Genomic DNA, 17,867 nt, shown 5'->3' with positions numbered 1-17,867 from the left:
CTAAAGTTCTTTTAAAAAACTATTTTTTTAAAAGTCAAGGTTTACTTCTTTTTTTCAGTTCCCTTAGAAGGTTTGGCTGCCGGTTTCTTTGCTGCTGCCTTGGGAGCCTTTTCTGCCGGCTTCACTGTTTTAGTAGGCTTCGCAGACTTTGCCGGTTTTTTAGCGGCAGGAGCCTTAGCTGTGCTTACCTTTACTGCGGCAGGTTTTGCATTCGGAAGCTCGATTCCGAGTTTTTCGCTCAATTTTTCGAGCATATCCTTTGTCATGCTTTCAAGGTTGTACTTGGGCTTCCAACCCCATTCTTTTTTGGCACAAGAATCATCGAGGGAGTTAGGCCAAGAATCTGCTATAGCCTGACGTACGGGATCGACATCATAGCTCATCTTAAATTTGGGTATATGCTTTTTGATTTCTGCAGCTATCGTTTCGGGAGCAAAGCTCATAGCCGTGATATTAAAGGCGTTTCTGTGTTTTAATTTTGCAGGGTCTGCTTCAAGAAGTTTAAAGATAGCGTTTAATGCATCGGGCATGTACATCATGTCCATAAGGGTTCCTTTTTTGATAAAGGAAGTATAGGCTCCTTTTTTTAAGGCTTCATAGTAGATATGAACGGCATAGTCGGTTGTTCCGCCGCCGGGGAGGGCCTCATAGGAGATAAGGCCGGGGAAGCGTACACCTCTTGTGTCTACGCCGAATTTTTGGTGATAGTAATCGCACAAAAGTTCTCCGGCAACCTTTGTAACACCGTACATTGAGGTAGGCCTCTGAATTGTATCCTGCGGAGTCTTATCGGCAGGGGTCGAGGGGCCGAAGGCTGCGATTGAGCTGGGTACAAAAAGAGAATATTTTTGTTCTCGTGAAAGTTCCAACATATTGTGTAAACCTGTAAGGTTAATCTGATAGGCTAATTGAGGATTTTTTTCGGCAACGGCTGAAAGAAGGGCTGCAAGGTGGATGATCGTGTTGACCTTATATTTTTTGCAAACCTCAAGAGTTTTTTTGCCGTCAAGGACATCGAGCTTTTCAAAGGGACCGCTTCCGATAACCTTGGGTACATCTTTTTTTTCGATATCGGAAGCTATAACATTGTCGTTTCCGTACTCTTTTCTTAAAAACATAACCAATTCACTTCCGATCTGTCCGAGTGAACCGGTAACCAAAATTTTTCTTTTAGTCATACTATCTCCTTTTTTTTGCAGTATGTATTCCTGCTAAAAAATCTATTTTTAATTTTATCATATTTTTATTTTATGTACTAGATGTTAAAAACTTACTTTTCTTATACTCTTGACTTTTATCCCTTTTATTGATATAATCCACAATCTTTAATGTGTATTGTCCTTAACAGGATTGTATTGAAATCTTTGAGCGGGGTTTCCCGCTCTATAATATAAGGAGTCTAGTTTATGAAACGGACATATCAACCAAGTAAAACAAAGCGGGTTCGACGCTTCGGATTCCGTGCACTTATGAAAACAAAGGGCGGTCGTGCTGTTTTAAGCCGCCGCAGAGCAAAGGGCAGACGCAAGCTTTCAGCTTCCGACGAAAAAAAACCGTTCTAAGTTTCTCTTGAGTGAGTAATTTTACATTTTCCGGTGAAGAACGGTTAAGGGATCGGTCATGTATTAAGGCCGTATTTCAAAAAGGTCTTAAACTTAGCTTAAACGGAGTTAGTTTGTTAATCCTGCCTAATGGATTGGAGTACAATCGATTCTTATGTACTTTTCGACGAGGTTTCGGTTCCGCAGTGATGCGGAACAGGTCTCGGAGAATATCAAAAGAGGCCTATAGACATATAAAACATAGGTTAAAAACGGGAAACGACATTATCCTGCTGGTTTTTTCAGAAAAGGATTCTTATTCTCTTCGTTTAGAACAACTTACCGCCCTCTTTTTAAAAGCGAAAATGTATAATGATGAGGCTTTATGAGAAAACTTTTAGTAAGTTTTTTGTGTGCTTGTATAATCTTTTATCAAAAGGCTATTTCTCCTCATTTCCCGCCTAGCTGCAGGTATGAACCTACTTGCTCGCAATATGCTATCGAAAGCATAAAAAAATACGGACCATTTAAAGGTGCCGGTATGGCTTTACTTAGGATTTTGAGGTGTAATCCTTTGTGTAAGGGAGGATACGATCCTGTTCCTTAAAATGATTAACCTATAAGAGTTATGATAAACAGCTCGGTAGAAATACTACCTCACTGTTTATCTTCGAGTTTTGTGCAAAGCACAAAACATCGCATTATTGTATGTAGTTTTGCAAAAGCAAAACTACTTGAAAAAACTTTTTTCGCAAATTGATATTTGCTGCAAAAAGTTTTTATTGGAGTTACAATTGAAAAAAAATACTGTTTTGGCCGTTGTGCTATCAATGCTTGTTTTCGGAGGGTGGCTGTATATCCAGCAAAAATACTTCCCTACCGAATATAATGTTCCCCAAAAACCTGTTGCTCAGGCTCAGGGGCAAAATCCGACTTCATCTGAAATTGCCGTTCAAACTTCTTCAAATCAAATTTCAAATTCGATGATTGAGGCTGTTGCAGATTCGGACTATCCTTCAAGAGAACAAACCTATGTTATTGAGACCGATATTATCCGTGCTGTTTTTACAAACAAGGGCGGAGATATTATTTCTTATAAATTAAAGGAACATGCTTCAGCAGGAAGCGATGAGCGTGTTGAAATGATAGAAAATGTTACCGAAAGGAACCGGGCTCTTTCTTTGGCTTTAGGCGGTCATGATGCTCAAGCTGTCGATTTACTTTTTAATGTAAAAGAAGAAAGTCTTTCCGACGGGAGAAAGCAGATAGGCTTTTATCGGGACATAAAGCTAAAAAATACGGACGGTTCGGAAACCGTTTTTACTCTTGCAAAACGCTATACCTTTATCCCCGGCGATTATATGTTTACCCTTGAGGTTACTATTGACGGAAAAGAGGGAATGAGGGGACTTTCTTTCGGGGACAGCGCTTATACTTTACGAAGTGCTCCTCAGATCGGCCCTGAATGGGATAAGGTAAACGATAAATACGAATACAGAGCCCTTTCTTATTTTGCAAATGAAAAGAAAAAGGAAGACCGCAGCATTACAGACGGAAAAACAAAGGCTGTAAACGATTTAGCTTCATGGGTAAGCGTTTCAGGCAAGTACTTTTCCTTTATCATTATACCCAAAGACCCCATTCAAAAGATGTTTTTTTCAGGGATAAAGGAAGAAGGAGCAAAACTTCACAATTCCCAGTTTTTTATTTCACGGCAGCCGATTGTGGGAAATGCAGCCTATGACCAATACAGGGTCTACATAGGACCGAGTTCCGAAAAGATATTAAACTCTTATAATTCTGCAGCAGCCAATAATTACGGTTACGAAAATTTAAGAATAGACAGCCTTGCTGCATCAAGCGGCTTTTTAGCTCCCTTGGAAAGAGTTTTAAAATTCGTGATGGAAATTTTTTATAAAATTATTCCTAACTGGGGTGTAGCCCTTCTATTACTTACTCTTTTAATGCGTATAATCTTTTTCCCGCTTACCAAAAAAAGCTCGGAAGCCACAAAGCGTATGCAGGAGCTTCAGCCTCAGATTAATGAGCTGCAGCAAAAGTACAAAAATAATCCTCAAAAGCTCAACGCAGAGATGGTCAAGTTCTATAAAGAAGCAGGTTATAATCCTGCATCAGGCTGTCTGCCTCTTCTTATCCAGCTTCCATTCTTATTTGCGATGTTCGGATTATTCAATAATTATTTCGAATTTAGAGGGGCAAGTTTTATTCCCGGCTGGATTCCTGACCTGTCGGTGGGTGACAGTATTTTGAAATTCGGTTTTACTATTCCGTTTTTAAATTGGACGGATTTAAGATTGCTTCCCATCATTTATACCGCTTCTCAGCTTTTGCACGGTAAGCTGACGCAAACTCCGGGGCAGTCTCAGCAAAACCCTTCTATGAAGATAATGATTTATTTTATGCCTTTGTTCTTCTTCTTTCTTTTTTATAATGCTCCTTCGGGGCTCTTATTGTTCTGGACCTTTTCCAATATTTTGATGCTTTTACAGCAGCTTATAATCAATAAGTCCATGAAGAAATAAAGGATAATTATTTTAGTACTAGGAGATACGATAAACAGTTCGGCAGGAATTCTGCCTCGCTGTTTATCTTCGAGTTTGCCTTTCAGGCAAACATCGTATTATTATATGTGCTTTTTCACTTCGTTGCAAAAGCACGGAAAAAACTTTTTTCATGATTTGATAATCCTTGCAAAAAGTTTTTATGGGAGAATAGATATGATATATGAATTTGAAGGAAAGACGGAGCGGGAGGCTATTGATATTGCGGTAGCTAAGCTCGGTCTTGAAAAAGATCAGTTTGATGTTGAAATTTTAGAAATTCAAAAAAATTCTTTGTTTAAAAAAGGTCATGCAAAGATACGGGTGCATGTTGATGAGTCTTTAAGGGCTAACATGAAAAATAATTCCGAACAGGCTGAAGAAGAGCAAACCCTTAAAGAAGATAAGGATTTAAGAACCTCTGAAGATGTTTCGGAAGGAGCGGAAAAGACAAGGCTCTTTATTCAGACCCTCGTTGAAAAAATAGGTTATGACTGCTCCGTTTCATTAATCGCTTGCGATAAAAAACATTTTTCTTATAGAATTAACTCTAAAGATGCTGCCATGCTTATAGGTAAGAAGGGTAAAAATCTTGACTCTATACAGCTTTTGGCAAATGTATATGCCGGTACCATAGGCCATGCCTATGCCAGGGTGTCGGTAGATTGTGAAAGCTATAGAATAAGAAGAGAGGAGCTGCTTATCCGAATGGCTTATGATGTAGCCGATAAGGTCCGCATGACAAAGAAATCTCAGCTTTTAGAGCCTCTTAATCCATATGAGCGCAGAATTATACACACAACTTTAAATGCCGTAAACGATATTGAAACCAAAAGTGAGGGAGATGGTTTATATAAGCAGGTTCGTGTGTTCTATAAAGGTATATAAGTATAGCAGGCGGACTCAATCCCCGCAGAGGGAAACCATGAATTTTAGGGGGTGCGATAAACAGTTCGGCAGAAATTCAGCCTCACTGTTTATCTGCCGAGTTTGCCTTTCGGCAAACGTCGCATTATTGTATGCAGTTTGTAAACAAACTGCGTGAAAAAACTTTTTTCGCAAATTGCTATTTGCTACAAAAAGTTTTTATGGGAGTTTTTTATGAAAAAAATTAAAACGCTATTCATATTTTTTGCAGTCTGCCTGTTCCCGATTTTTTCAGCTAACGGCGTAGATACACGCAATATTGAGCAGAGACTCTCGGATATTCTTGATCCAAAGGTAGCAGCCGAGCTTGTTCAAAAAAAAGAAATACTTAAGTTAAAATACGGGGCTTCAAACATGAACCCCGAAATGCTGCCCGTTTCAGCTCTTTCGGAAAAAATGACTTCTTTATTGTCGAAAAAAAAGCCTGTTTTTTTAGGTGAGTTTATATCTTTGTACAAAAAGGAAGGCCCCAATAATCCTGATGTGTCTAAAATATTGCGTCATATTTCCGGGCTTGAAGGTATTGAATACTTTTCAAACACTTATCAGGAAATGAGGACTCTTTATCTGACATCACATGCAGTAAAAGAAGTAAAAACTTCAGACGGCCTTGTTTATGAGCGTATAGATGATCCTTTAAATGAGGGCTTTGACGGCTTGGAAATTCTTGCTCGGCACATCGATGCAACCTTCGGAGATTTTATTTATAAATATCGATATTTAAAAGAAGGCAGAGATATTGGTATGGTATGTGTAAATACACAGAAGATTACACATCCGGATATGAGCCTTATTTCTCTCCAGCCTGATGCGATGGCTTTATCTTTAGCTGTATATGATCTTGATGATTATATTTTAATCCATTGTTTAAGTACCGCAAAATTTCCTACAATACCTTTTATAGGCGGCAGAGTAAAAAGAGCTTTTTCTTCACGGTTGACGGCCGTGTATAATTGGTTTATGGATGAATATAAATGTGCCGAAAAAGGTATCGAATATAGTGCCAAAAAAAAGAATAATTCTGATAATTAAGGAAAGATAAAATGAAAAAATTATGGATTATGATTATTGCAATTGCGTTTATGATTTTAGTTGCGGGAACTGCTGCTGCTATTATAATAACAAATTCCGGTTCGGAAAAAGGAGATAAAAATATGAATAATTTAAAGAATATAGAAGCTTTAAAAGAAGATGGGCTCTATGCTGCTATCGATACCGATAAAGGGTTGATTGTCCTAAAGCTTTTTTACAAAGAGACCCCTTTAACGGTATGTAATTTTGTAGGATTGGCTGAAGGAACCCTTGATGCCGCTAAGGGGAAACCATTTTATGACGGACTCACCTTTCACAGGGTAATAGCCGACTTTATGATTCAGGGCGGAGATCCTACCGGTACAGGTTCAGGCGGCCCAGGTTATAGATTTCCTGATGAGATTGTAGAGGATTTAAAGCATGACGGCCCTGGTGTTTTGTCTATGGCAAATGCAGGTCCCGGAACTAACGGTTCACAGTTTTTTATTACCCATGTTGAAACTCCTTGGCTTGACGGTAAGCACACGATTTTCGGACGAGTTGTTGAAGGTCAAAATGTTGTAGATTCAATTCAACAAGGCAACAAAATTAAAACCGTTAAAATTATAAGAACAGGAAATGAAGCAAAGGCTTTTAAAACCGATCAAGAGGCCTTTTATAAATACCTTGCCGAAACTAAGGAAAGCGAAAAACGCAGAGCTGAAGCTTTTGCAAAAAAAATGGAAGATTTGATTAAAACGAAATATTCTCCTGCAAAGCTTGATGATGACGGTGTATATTCCTTTGTTGTAAAACAAGGTAAGGGAGATACGCCTAAGCAAGGGCAAACCTTAACTATGAAATACAAGGGTTCCCTTTTGGAAAACGGAAAGGTCTTTGATGATTCCGATATGCATAAGCCTTTAGAATTTCCTGTGGGACTTGGCCGTGTTATTCCGGGCTTTGATTCCCAATCGGCAAAAATGACTTTGGGTGAAAAACGAATTATCATTATTCCTCCTCATCTTGCTTACGGTGAAGCAGGTGCAGGCGGAGTTATTCCCCCGAATGCTTACTTAGTTTTTGAACTTGAATTGTTAAATATAAAATAACATAAAAAAATAAGGAGTTGTTTATGAAAGTAAATTTTGTTAGAAAATTTGTTTTACTGTTGTGTGTTTCGTTCTTTGCTTTTGCTTCTTGTACAAAGGAAGACGTAACTTCAAAATCCGAATCTGAAAACCCTGAGTCCATGGATTCAATGGAAAAAGATTCTCCTAAAGAATCAATGGCTGAAGTAAATGAAGACGGAGTTATCTATGTGCACCGTGCAGGACTTTATACCGAAACGAATGACGGCAAAATGAAATGGACGGCAGAAGCTTCATTGGGCGATGTTGCTATTTATCTTGGCGAGAAAAAGGAAGCTCAGAGGACTGACGGCCAAAAGCGGGAATTCTTCCATATTTCTTTAAAAGATAAGGAATATTGGATTCAGGACTATTGTTATGAGCCTAATACGATTGCAGGATTTATTTCTGCTGCAGATACGGTTTTATACAAATCGGATTCTTTAACGGCAGTTACGGATGAAATCATACCTCAGTATTTTATTGTTGCCGTTTATAAAGACAGTTTAAACAGCTCTAACCAGAAATTTGTAAAGATTGCAGCTTATTGCCCTGAACTGGTAACTTCGTGGATCGTAAAAGAAAAGTATGCCAAAAGAGATACTGTCGAATTTCAAAAAGAAAATGTAGCAGCAATGGTTCTTGCACAAATTGCAATGGAAACTCAAAGTGAAACAAGCAGGGCAGAGCTGTTTCAAAACGCTATTGAAATGGATTCGAGATATAGTGATGATATAGCAATTTTACAAAATCTTGCTCAAGTCCTGGATGCAGAGGCTGCTTTTTTAAAGAAGCTTGTAACCGAAAAAATTGACAAGAAATTCACTGCAAAAGAAGATATAGATCTTTTGAGTATTCCGTCTTCAGAAGGTGAACCAAGAGTATTGGCATCCGTAAAAGCCGATACCATTCTTTATGCTTCAAAAAAGGTTGTCTTTGTTAATATTGTCGGTGGTAATGACGATAGTTCTCCTCAGACCGAATGGTACTATGTACAAAATAAACAAAAAAAAGGCTGGGTTCAAGCTTCATATCTTGAAGAAAAATAAGTTTTTTGTTTAGCGAAAACCGTCTTGGCTTTAAAAGGCCGGACGGTTTTATTTTAGATTAGTTCTATATTAGACTTAAGATCTATAGTCAAAATGAATTTTAATTTTTTAAGCTTTTCCGATTTTGTTTTTTCACACATTAATTTTTTTATTTTATTCTGTGCAATAATTCTTGATTTTATTTTGGGCGATCCTTATTCTTTTCCTCATCCCGTAAAATTTATCGGTAGCCTTATAAAAAAAGAAAAAGTCCTTGCACGGTTTTGTTTTAGTTCTCCGAGAGGTTTAAAGTTTGCCGGTTTTTTGATTGTCATTTTCAATGTTAGTCTCAGCTTTTGTCTTGTTTTTTTCTTTTTAAAATTATTATATCCTTACAAGATTTTATACTTTGTTTTTTCGGTATGGATCAGTTATACATGTCTTGCAGCCCGCTGTCTTCAAAAAGAATCTATAAAAGTTTTTACGGCCTTGCAGATGAGTCTTGAAGAGGGAAGAAAGCAGATTGCAAATATTGTAGGCAGGGATGCCGAGCCTTTGGATGAAAAGGGAGTAAGCCGTGCCTGTGTTGAGACCATAGCCGAGAATACAAGTGACGGGGTTATAGCTCCATTGTTCTTTATGATGCTTTTAGGCCCGGCAGGCGGTATAGCTTATAAGGCTGTAAATACCATGGATTCTATGCTCGGCTATAAAAATGAAAAATATGCCGACTTGGGATTTTTTCCGGCAAAGGTTGACGATATTGTAAACTATATTCCGGCCCGCCTTTCTGCCTTGCTTATTCTTGCAGGTTCTTTTTTTTGTAAATTGCGAAGGCCGGCGCAAGAGGGTTCACAAAAAAGAATTTCAAACAAAATAATTCCGAAACTAGCGACAATAAAAAGAGGTTTTAAGATTTGGCGGCGGGATTGCAGAAAACATTCAAGCCCCAATTCCGCTCATCCTGAAAGCGCTGCTGCCGGTCTTTTAGGTTTAAAACTGGGAGGTCCGAACTATTACGGTGGAGAGCTTGTCGAAAAGCCCTTTATAGGGGACGAGGTTTTTGAAATTGAAGATGAAGATATAAAAAGATGCATACAGTTGATGTATGCATCCGAGATTTTTATGTTTGGGCTTTATGCTTTCTTATTTTTCGGGAATGTCTTTTCGGTTTTTAGCTATTTTTGAAATAAGACCGTATTCTACGGATTCTTTTGCATTTAGCCAGCAATCCCTGTCCGTATCCTTTGCAACCTTTTTTTCATCTGTGCCTGTTTCTTCTGCAATGAGTTTATTTATTTTTACCCTCATCTTTTCAAGCTCTTTGGCGTGTATTTCTATTTCGGTTGCAACTCCCTTTATACCGGACAATGGCTGATGTATAAGGTAGTGGCTGTTAGGCATACCGAAACGGCGCTCCTTGCTTGCAGCAAGGAGTATGATGGATGCTGCGCTGGCAACAAGGCCCATACCTATTGTGTAGACGGGGGCCTTGATAAATCTTATCATATCGAAGATTGCAAAACCTGCATCGGCATCTCCCCCGGGGGAATCTATATAAATATAAATAGGCTTTGTTGCCGACAAGGACTCCATGAGTAAAAGTTGGCGTACTATTTTTTCGGAAAGCTCTTTGTTGATTTCTCCGGCCAAAATAATCTGGCGTGTATTAAGAAATTTTTGCATCAAAGCATCGTCATCATTTGTTTTATTTTTTTTCTCTTCGTTAGTTTCATTTATAAAGTTCATGTAAGCTCCTAAAATTTTTTCGTTCACAAAACTAATATACAAAAAATTTAAACTATTGTACAGGGGGTAATTTTTTAAACCCTATTGTACAAAACATTCCAAAGCTCCAATTTTTCGGTCATCTCGCAGTTTTCATAAGACCCGGTTACTCTCCATTGCCAGTTTTTTCCGACTGTTGAAGGTGCATTCATTCTTGCTTCAGAATTTAAAAACAAAAGGTCCTGCATCTGCACGGCTGCAAAATCCGCCACGGAAGAAAACGCTTTTCGGATTATTTCGGAGGCTAATTCTTTTTTAAATTCATAAGTGTTTAAAATGGAGCAAATTCTTTTATCCGCTTTTTTTCCATAAAGATAGGTATAAATAAATTTCAGCATCTCATCGGAAGAACCTTCAAGCCAACCCATGATTGTGTCGTTATCGTGGGAACCGGTATATACGGCACAGTTTTTTTTGTGGTTATGAGGCAGATAAGGATTAGTCAGATTTTCCGATTTTAATTCGTTTAAGTCAAAGGCAAATTGCAATATCTTCATCGTCGGGAAATTAAAATCATCTCGTAGGCGGGCAACTTCAGGGGTTATAACTCCCAAGTCTTCAGTTAGTATAGGAAGCTCGCCCCTGTATTTTTCATCCAATGAAATCAGATCCTTTTGTATTTCTTCAAAAAAATGATGGTCAGGGCCTTTCACCCATTTTCCTTCTTGAGCAGTTTTTGCACCTTGGGGGATAGCCCAAAAGGCTTCAAAGCCTCTAAAATGGTCGAGGCGTATTATGTCGAATAGTTTTAGGGTATGTCTTATGCGGGCCTTCCACCATAGGTAGCTGTCCTTTTTCATCTTAGCCCAGTCATAAAGAGGGTTGCCCCAAAGCTGTCCCGTAGGGCTAAAAAAGTCGGGAGGTACACCGGCGACGGCTTTAGGTGTAGCTTCTTTGTCCAGTAAAAATAAGCTTTGATTTTGCCAAACATCGGCTGAATCCATTGCCGCAAATATCGGAATATCTCCTATAAGTTGTATACCGTTTTTTTCAGCGTATTCTTTTAATTTTTTCCATTGCGAAAAAAAGAAAAACTGTATAATCTTTTGGGTTTCATATTCTTCGGAGTGTTTGCCTAGAAATTCTTTTATCTTATCTTTTTTATTTAAGGCAAGCTCCTTGGGCCAAACTTCATTCCAGATTCCTTGCACTAAATTTTCTTTATCTAGTCTTTCTTCATAGTCTTCTTTAATTGTCATAAAGGCTGCATATCCGTCCAGCCAAAAACTTTCTTCTTGGTAGAAATTTTCAAGTTCTTCTTTTGAAGATGAGTCTCTTTCCATTTTGTGCAATAAAGATGCTGCCGCTTTTTTTAACATTTTTGTTTTATGGTAATGGATTAAACCGAAATCCGCTCTTTTAGGATCAGTATTTTCTTGTACGATTTTTTTGTATTCGGTAAAATCTCTTTTTTCTAAAAAGCCTTTTTCATAAAGATCTTGAAGACTTATAAGATAAGGGTTTCCTGCAAAGGCCGAAAAAGAAGCGTAGGGTGAGTCTCCATAACCGGTGGGGCCAATCGGAAGCATCTGCCAAACTCCCGTTCTTGTTTTTTTTAACCAATCGATAAAGGCAAAAGCCTCTTTACCGATTGTCCCTATGCCTTCATCATTAGGTAACGAGGTGGGATGTAAAATAATACCTGAACTTCTTTTCATTTATTTTTCTCCATTGTTGGTTTATAATTTATCAGTTTATAATTTTCTGCTATGTAAAATATAATTCCCGCAATTCCCGGAAATATAAATAGGGTGGGGAATGAAATAAGTAATTTTAAGGTACTGAAGAATAAAATTTTATATGTAAAAAAAGAATTTTCAAAAAAAAGATAAAAGGATTTTTTTAAGTTGCAGATTATTCCTTTCTTCTTTTTTTGAAGACCGATTATTGCAGGATACCAAAAAAGAGAAAGCTCAAAAATAAAAAAAATAAAAAGAATGAATACTGAAAAAAAATATCCCGTAATGGTTTTTAGTTTTAAAAAATATCTTAATAAAAAAATCAATGCCGATATAATCGATAATTTTATTACAGATATAATTAAAGCTTCTATAAAATTTTCTTTTACACCGGCTATAAGGCTTTTTATATTTGCCTTATCCTCTTTATAATAAAAAGAATATAAGGCAAAACTTATTATTTGAAAGATTATATAAAAACTTATATTAAAACCAATAGCCATGAAATAATTTTTGGGTAAAATTACCGGCATAAAAATAAATAGAATGAGTAGAAAAATAAAAATTATGTTTAAAAAAAATATTTCTTTTTTCTTTTTTATCATCATTCTAGTTAAGATTGACGGCAGGTTTTGAGTTTTCTGTCTGTCTTAAATCTATCTATTGCAAGCTCTATTAAGTGCATTATAAGCTCGTTATATGGAAGACCCGAAGCTCCGCACATTTTAGGGAACATCGAAATCGCGGTAAAGCCCGGAATAGTGTTTACCTCGTTTAAGTATATCTTGCCGGTTCTTTTGTCGATAAAAAAATCCACGCGGGAAAGGCCTGATAGATCCAAGGCTTCATAGGCCTTGATAGCGGTTTCTCTGATTGTCTTTCTTTGAGTTTCATTTAAATCGGCCGGAATCTTTAATTCGGCTCCGTTCGGATCCGTGTATTTTGCTTCGTAGTCATAAAATTTATGGGTCGGAATTATTTCTCCCGGAATGTAGGCAACAGTTTTTGTGTTTCCCGTAACCGAACATTCTACTTCTCTGGCCTCAATACATGCTTCGACTAAAATTTTATTATCCCATAAAAAAGATTCTTCTGCCTGCTCTAAAAGTTCGTTTCTGTTTTTTACCATTCCGGCGCCTACGGAGCTTCCTGCCCTGCACGGTTTTATAAAGAGAGGATATTCCAAGTCCTTTTCGGCCCTTGCTAAGATTGCTTTTTTCTTTTCAGGATCATCCCAGTCCTGCCTTTTGATTGCTATATAGGGTACAATGGGAAGGCCCGAATAATCCCAAATCATCTTGGTTTTTTCCTTATCCATCGAGATGCTTGTGGACATTACATCGCCCCCTACATAGGGTAGGTCGGCCATTTCAAAAAGACCTTGAATTGTGCCGTCTTCTCCGAATCTTCCGTGTAAAACGGCAAAGACCGCATCAGTCGGTAAAAACTCGTCTCCTGCTTTTAAACCTTTTTTTGCGCCGCCTCCGGGAATTACGGTTACTCGCTTTGCCTCATCTTTTTTTATTTTTAAAACGGCCTTTTCGTTTTTTATAATCCTTTCTCTTTCTTCATCTCCATGTAAATACCATGCTCCGTTTTTGGAAATACCGATTAGGTGAAGTTTGTGCTTTTTATCTATTGTCCTTATAATCGATGATGCCGACTGTAGGGAAACCTCATGTTCGCTTGACTTTCCGCCGTAAATGATTGCTATATTCATATCTACTCCTGATAGCCTTTATAAACTAACCTTAAAATTCATTCTATCATTATTTTATAAAATTTTCAATCAGATGTGATTGTTAAAAGCCATTAAAAACTTCAATGCCTTTATGAGTAATTTCATTTTTGTTATCCGATAAAAAAACTTCTAATATGCTGATTGTAGAATTTTTAGGGGCAAATTTATTTCTTAAAGAAAAATTATCCAAGGCCCATGCAAGAGCCATTGTTATTGTGCCGTAGTGAGTTACGATGATTATGTTTTCATCTTTTAAGGCTGCTTCTTCTAAAAAGTCGGAAGTTCTCTTAAAATGTTCAAAGGATGTTTCGCCTTCAGGCGGGGCTGAGCTGTCATTGTTCTCGATCCAGTTTTTTGCTTCAATAGGATATTTTGTTTGAGCTTCTTCAAATGTTAAGCCCTTAAAAATACCGAAGTTATATTCTTGGAGTCTCTTATCGGTTTGAATATTTTTAAGACCTAAATATTCAGCTGTTTGTAAGGCTCTTTTGAATGGGCTTGAATAAACTTTAAAAGAAGAAAAATCCTTTAGTTTGGGCTTTAAACCGTCAAGCATGGGATAGGCTTCTTCCGCCAAGAGACTGTCGTCGAAACTAAAAATTCTTTTTTTGTTTGTTACAGTAATTCCGTGTCTTATCAAAACTATTTTCATATTTTATCCTTGGATTTTTATAAATGGACGTTTATAAAAAAACTTGTGCTTAAAACTGCCAGTTCCGTTAATTCTACAATGAGGCCGTTTACATCTCCTGTGATGCCGCCTATTTTTTTATATGAAATTCTTATTATTATAAATGTTAGAATAAATGCAGTTAAGGGAAGAAGTAAATATTTTAATCGCTCTACCAAAATAAAAGTTCCTTGTATTTTTGAAAAAGCTGCTATCTCAGGCGTAAAAAGGGAAAGGAAACATACGAGGACCAGCCAAAAGAAAAAACTAAACTTTGATGCCGACTTATGGAAGAGCAGGCCAAGGCCCGTATCCTTTGCAGGTTTTGAAAAAACTACAACTGCCAAACCTGAAAGCCTCGAAATTATTCCGGCTAGTATGAGCAGGCCTGCATCAGGTATTATGGTAGAATAGTTTATGTATCTGAGAAGCAAAAAAACATTAAGCCCTATTGTTCCGTATGTTCCTATTCTCGGATCCTGCATAATTTCCAATATTTTTTCTTTTTTTCTTGCAGAAAAAAAACCGTCTATAGTGTCTCCGACTCCATCAAGGTGAATGCTGCCTGTTAAAAATAAATAGAGGAGCAAACTTATAAATCCGGATATTTCAATATATTTTTGCGGAAGAAAATAGATGGGGATAAGAACAAGCCCTGCAATAAGCCCTCCTATAAGAGGTAAAAAATAAAAAGCTCTTTTAATGTTTTTTTCGTTAAAGTCTATGTTTATGTTGATGGGGATGCGGGTAAAAAACTGCAAGGCTAAAATAAAACCTTTCATATTGATGCTCCGTCTTTGATTTTTATAGGTAGGCCGCAAACGCAGAGAACAACCTCATCTGCAAGCTCGGCGATTTTTGCATTTACTATTCCTTGAATATCCGAAAAAGCTCTTGATACGGGATGCATCGGTACAATAGAAGAACCGACCTCATTGGTTACAAGAATTAAGGAGCCGTTTATTTTTTTTATTTCTAAAATAAGATTCTTGATTTGAGTTAATGAAGTATCTATTGTCTTTTGAATCTCCTCTTCACTGGGCTTTTCTTTTTCTCCTGTTATTTGAAAAAGAATTCGAGAAATTAAATTTGTTATGCAGTCAAGTAAATAGTATTTTTCTCCGTTGACGGCTTTTTCTAAGTTTAAGAAGCCTTCATAGGTACGCCACTTTGGGTTGCGTCTTTTGATATGCCTTTTTACTCTTTCCTGCATTTCATCATCATAGATTTCAGCGGTTGCTATATAGACAACATCATTTATTCCGTCTAAAAGTTTTTCGGCATAGGCCGATTTTCCGCTCCTCGATCCGCCGGTTATAAGTGTTATCATAAGATAATTATATCAAAAAAAAGGAAAATGGTAAGAGGGTAAAGAAGCTGACCACCGATTTTAAAGAGCCTTATTTTGAAAAAATGCCAAACGCATAAAAAAGCCTTTTACGGCAGGGAGACTTTCATAATAAACCGTTCCGTCCGTTTCCTTTACTCTTTCTTCGATAGCTTTTAAGCCGATTCCTTTTTTGATGTCGGTACAGCCGTCTCCATTGTCCTTCATAGTAACTATTAAAGAGGCTTCGGTATAAGAAAAGTGAATTGTAATTTTCGAAGCATTGCTGTACTTTGCAGAATTGGATAGAAATTCCTGAACAGCCTTATATACTGCATGACTTTGTTTTTCGTTTAAACTCCAAATATCTTTTGAAAAAGTAAACTGTACATTGATATTTGTCATTTTTTTAAATTCCCCTATCAGATTGTGGACTAGGATTATTATTTCATACTTATTATAATCTACCGGTTTTAATTCTCTCAAGGCAAACCTTACTTCTTCTAAATTCTTTTTAGCAAAGGCATTTAAATCTAAGATTTTTTGAGGTAAATCATTGTTGTTGTTCTTTGCAGCAGCATAGAGTGCATTTAGCTGAATAATCATTGTAGAAAGTCCGTGTCCTACGCTGTCATGTATTTCTCTGGAGATGCGGTTTCTTTCTTTTAAGGTCATAAGGTCTTCTATCGACTCATTGTAGATTTCCAAATCATGAATGGAATTTAACAGCTCTTCTTTTTGAATATTTAATTCTTCTATTTTGTTTTGGGAAGAAATAATTTTATTTTGATTTAGTTTAAAATATTCTAAAACTCCTCCGCTTAAAATAAAAAGAGCCGTATAGTTTATGATTATTCCCATATCAAAATTTTTTAGTGAAAATATACAGACTGCAAGTCCTATTATTCCCAATATGTAGGTATACGGCTTTGAATTATAATAAAAACCGTCTATCAAGGGAATTAAAAATAAGAGGAAGGGAATTGTAAGACCTGTAATATATAGAAAAAAACAAAGAGCCCAATCGGCTAAACAAAGAATAAAAAAAAGAGTTTTATTATTTATATAAAATAGCCTAAGATTAAATAATATAATAAAACAAAGATATAATAAAAACTGAATTCCTGTAATCCTATCTCCGGTTACACTTATTTGGATGAGACTTGATGCTATTAAAAAATAATGAATAAAAATAAAAAACTTATTTTTCATAAAGCCGATTATATTATAATAATTAAGTTTTTGCAAGGTTTTTACCCCAAAAAAAGGAGGCAGAAGCTGCCTCCTTTAAATTGATTTTAATTTATTTCGTTGTTAAACTCTTTTATTTTCCAGCTTCCGGCTGTAAAAATAGCGGCAGTCATCGCCCAGACTATCAATATGTTTGGAAAAAGTTTTTCTTTATCCAGCATTTCCAACAGCCAATATAGGGGCGAAAACATTGAAATGTTTTTAAACACAGGCGGAATTGAAACAAAGGGCATTACAGAAATAATAGCAAGGAAAAATAAAACTATTGTAAGAAGGCTTGTTATATTCGAAGCAAGAGCCAGTTGAGATTCTTTTTTAAAAATTCTCGCTATTAAAATAGCTATGGACAGAGCAAAAAAACTTGTTGAAACCACGGCTAAGAATATCAATGGAAGTCCCGTAATTTCTAATTTAAATATTATTGTCGCAGAAATAAAGACTATCATATTTACTACCACCTGGATAAAGACAAAGGCTAATAAAAAGCTTCCCACTATTTTAAATTCGGAGTTTGGGCTTATTATTGCACGTGCCAACATCTTTGTTTCCCTAAATTTTATTAAGTCGGTTACAATCGCTGTTGAGCCGAAAATAATCATATACAATACAACTAAGGTCATTATCTTTAAGCCTAAACTTATAATATTTTTATTGTTCGGTGTTTTAAATACAATATTTATATTGTTGTTTAAAAGGTTTTCTCCATTTTCGGCTAGACCAGAACTTTTAATAAAATTATCCATGAGATAAGCATTTATACTTAAATTGAGTGCTTGGACTCTATTGTCAAGAATAATGCTTTCTTCCGTTTTTAAAATTTCAAGTTCCGGTTTTTCATTTTTTGAAATTTTTTCGGAAAAATCTTTGGGTATAATTATAAGACCGGGTATTTTTCCGGTTGCAAGTTTTTCCTTAACCTTTGCTAATTCCTCTTCTCTATTTTCAGGATGAACTGTAGATTCGGAACCGGCAAAAAAGTTTTTCCATAAATCTCCCGTATCATCGACAAAATAGTTTACCTCACCCATTTGAACGGTATAATCGGTCTTTTTAGTTTCCGAATTATCGGTATCTTTCGGATCAAGAACAAATCTTATTACAAAAATAAGAATTATCATCGCAAAAGGGAAAATAATCAACATACTGGCATTTGTTATATTTTTTAATATTCTTTTTAGCTGTGCTAAACATAAACTTACGAATTCCTTCATAT

At 36.4% G+C, this 17,867-nt stretch carries 19 protein-coding genes; 9 read left to right on the top strand and 10 right to left on the bottom strand.

What is annotated here, in order from left to right; translation table 11 throughout:
• Nucleotides 1-41 precede the first annotated feature (41 nt).
• Complete coding sequence (locus tag TDE_RS11330) at nucleotides 42-1,178, bottom strand: L-threonine 3-dehydrogenase (protein ID WP_002680329.1); 1,137 nt, start codon at nucleotides 1,176-1,178, stop codon at nucleotides 42-44.
• Nucleotides 1,179-1,406: 228 nt separating this feature from the next.
• Between TDE_RS11330 and rpmH the strand changes: the two genes are divergently transcribed.
• The 9 genes from rpmH (at nucleotide 1,407) to cbiB (ending at nucleotide 9,386) form a co-directional block, all read left to right on the top strand.
• Nucleotides 1,407-1,562: a 50S ribosomal protein L34 gene (rpmH, locus tag TDE_RS11325; protein WP_002667651.1), complete on the top strand. Its 156-nt coding sequence runs from the start codon at nucleotides 1,407-1,409 to the stop codon at nucleotides 1,560-1,562.
• An 11-nt stretch (nucleotides 1,563-1,573) separates the two neighbouring features.
• Nucleotides 1,574-1,930, top strand: coding sequence for a ribonuclease P protein component (gene rnpA, locus TDE_RS11320; protein ID WP_010957225.1), 357 nt, complete (start codon nucleotides 1,574-1,576; stop codon nucleotides 1,928-1,930).
• The gene (gene yidD, locus TDE_RS11315) at nucleotides 1,927-2,148 is read left to right on the top strand and encodes a membrane protein insertion efficiency factor YidD (RefSeq protein ID WP_002667653.1); all 222 of its coding nucleotides are present in this window, start codon (nucleotides 1,927-1,929) and stop codon (nucleotides 2,146-2,148) included. The genes rnpA and yidD overlap by 4 nt, the downstream gene beginning before the upstream one ends.
• A 187-nt stretch (nucleotides 2,149-2,335) precedes the next feature.
• Nucleotides 2,336-4,084 (top strand): membrane protein insertase YidC, encoded by a 1,749-nt coding sequence (gene yidC, locus TDE_RS11310; protein WP_002680325.1) that lies wholly within the window; start codon nucleotides 2,336-2,338, stop codon nucleotides 4,082-4,084.
• A gap of 195 nt (nucleotides 4,085-4,279) precedes the next feature.
• Nucleotides 4,280-4,990, top strand: coding sequence for an RNA-binding cell elongation regulator Jag/EloR (gene jag / locus TDE_RS11305; protein WP_002667657.1), 711 nt, complete (start codon nucleotides 4,280-4,282; stop codon nucleotides 4,988-4,990).
• A gap of 213 nt (nucleotides 4,991-5,203) precedes the next feature.
• Nucleotides 5,204-6,061 carry a DUF6675 family protein gene (locus TDE_RS11300; RefSeq protein WP_002680323.1) on the top strand — a complete coding sequence of 286 codons (858 nt, stop codon included), beginning with the start codon at nucleotides 5,204-5,206 and terminating at the stop codon, nucleotides 6,059-6,061.
• Between the two features lie 11 nt (nucleotides 6,062-6,072).
• The gene (locus TDE_RS11295) at nucleotides 6,073-7,152 is read left to right on the top strand and encodes a peptidylprolyl isomerase (protein ID WP_002680321.1); all 1,080 of its coding nucleotides are present in this window, start codon (nucleotides 6,073-6,075) and stop codon (nucleotides 7,150-7,152) included.
• Nucleotides 7,153-7,175: 23 nt separating this feature from the next.
• Nucleotides 7,176-8,219, top strand: a complete 1,044-nt coding sequence (locus tag TDE_RS11290; RefSeq protein ID WP_002680320.1) for a hypothetical protein — start codon at nucleotides 7,176-7,178, stop codon at nucleotides 8,217-8,219.
• Nucleotides 8,220-8,312: 93 nt separating this feature from the next.
• A complete protein-coding gene (gene cbiB / locus TDE_RS11285; protein WP_002680319.1) occupies nucleotides 8,313-9,386 on the top strand; it encodes an adenosylcobinamide-phosphate synthase CbiB in 1,074 nt (357 codons plus the stop codon).
• Here the strand turns inward: cbiB and TDE_RS11280 are convergent.
• The 9 genes from TDE_RS11280 to TDE_RS11240 all read right to left on the bottom strand — a co-directional run bounded on the left by TDE_RS11280 (nucleotide 9,345) and on the right by TDE_RS11240 (nucleotide 17,865).
• Nucleotides 9,345-9,947, bottom strand: coding sequence for an ATP-dependent Clp protease proteolytic subunit (locus TDE_RS11280; RefSeq protein ID WP_002667667.1), 603 nt, complete (start codon nucleotides 9,945-9,947; stop codon nucleotides 9,345-9,347). The two genes, cbiB and TDE_RS11280, sit on opposite strands and share 42 nt — an antisense overlap.
• A gap of 74 nt (nucleotides 9,948-10,021) precedes the next feature.
• Nucleotides 10,022-11,644, bottom strand: coding sequence for a 4-alpha-glucanotransferase (gene malQ / locus TDE_RS11275; protein WP_002680318.1), 1,623 nt, complete (start codon nucleotides 11,642-11,644; stop codon nucleotides 10,022-10,024).
• Nucleotides 11,641-12,273, bottom strand: a complete 633-nt coding sequence (locus TDE_RS11270; RefSeq protein WP_002675857.1) for a hypothetical protein — start codon at nucleotides 12,271-12,273, stop codon at nucleotides 11,641-11,643. The genes malQ and TDE_RS11270 overlap by 4 nt, the downstream gene beginning before the upstream one ends.
• Before the next feature lie 5 nt (nucleotides 12,274-12,278).
• Nucleotides 12,279-13,385, bottom strand: a complete 1,107-nt coding sequence (locus tag TDE_RS11265) for a D-alanine--D-alanine ligase family protein (RefSeq protein WP_002680316.1) — start codon at nucleotides 13,383-13,385, stop codon at nucleotides 12,279-12,281.
• A gap of 82 nt (nucleotides 13,386-13,467) precedes the next feature.
• Nucleotides 13,468-14,058 (bottom strand): histidine phosphatase family protein, encoded by a 591-nt coding sequence (locus tag TDE_RS11260; protein ID WP_002680314.1) that lies wholly within the window; start codon nucleotides 14,056-14,058, stop codon nucleotides 13,468-13,470.
• Nucleotides 14,059-14,075: 17 nt separating this feature from the next.
• Nucleotides 14,076-14,858: an adenosylcobinamide-GDP ribazoletransferase gene (gene cobS, locus TDE_RS11255; RefSeq protein ID WP_002680312.1), complete on the bottom strand. Its 783-nt coding sequence runs from the start codon at nucleotides 14,856-14,858 to the stop codon at nucleotides 14,076-14,078.
• Nucleotides 14,855-15,406 carry a bifunctional adenosylcobinamide kinase/adenosylcobinamide-phosphate guanylyltransferase gene (gene cobU / locus TDE_RS11250; RefSeq protein WP_002680310.1) on the bottom strand — a complete coding sequence of 184 codons (552 nt, stop codon included), beginning with the start codon at nucleotides 15,404-15,406 and terminating at the stop codon, nucleotides 14,855-14,857. The genes cobS and cobU overlap by 4 nt, the downstream gene beginning before the upstream one ends.
• Before the next feature lie 60 nt (nucleotides 15,407-15,466).
• Nucleotides 15,467-16,615: a sensor histidine kinase gene (locus tag TDE_RS11245; protein WP_002680308.1), complete on the bottom strand. Its 1,149-nt coding sequence runs from the start codon at nucleotides 16,613-16,615 to the stop codon at nucleotides 15,467-15,469.
• 86 nt (nucleotides 16,616-16,701) lie between these two features.
• Entirely contained in the window at nucleotides 16,702-17,865 is a 1,164-nt protein-coding gene (locus TDE_RS11240) for an ABC transporter permease (RefSeq protein WP_002680305.1), read from the bottom strand.
• Nucleotides 17,866-17,867: the final 2 nt, after the last annotated feature.

This window comes from Treponema denticola ATCC 35405 (assembly GCF_000008185.1).
GTDB lineage: Bacteria > Spirochaetota > Spirochaetia > Treponematales > Treponemataceae > Treponema_B > Treponema_B denticola.
The sequence above is the reverse complement of the archived record's forward strand: the minus strand, read 5'-3'. Positions and strand labels throughout refer to the sequence as shown.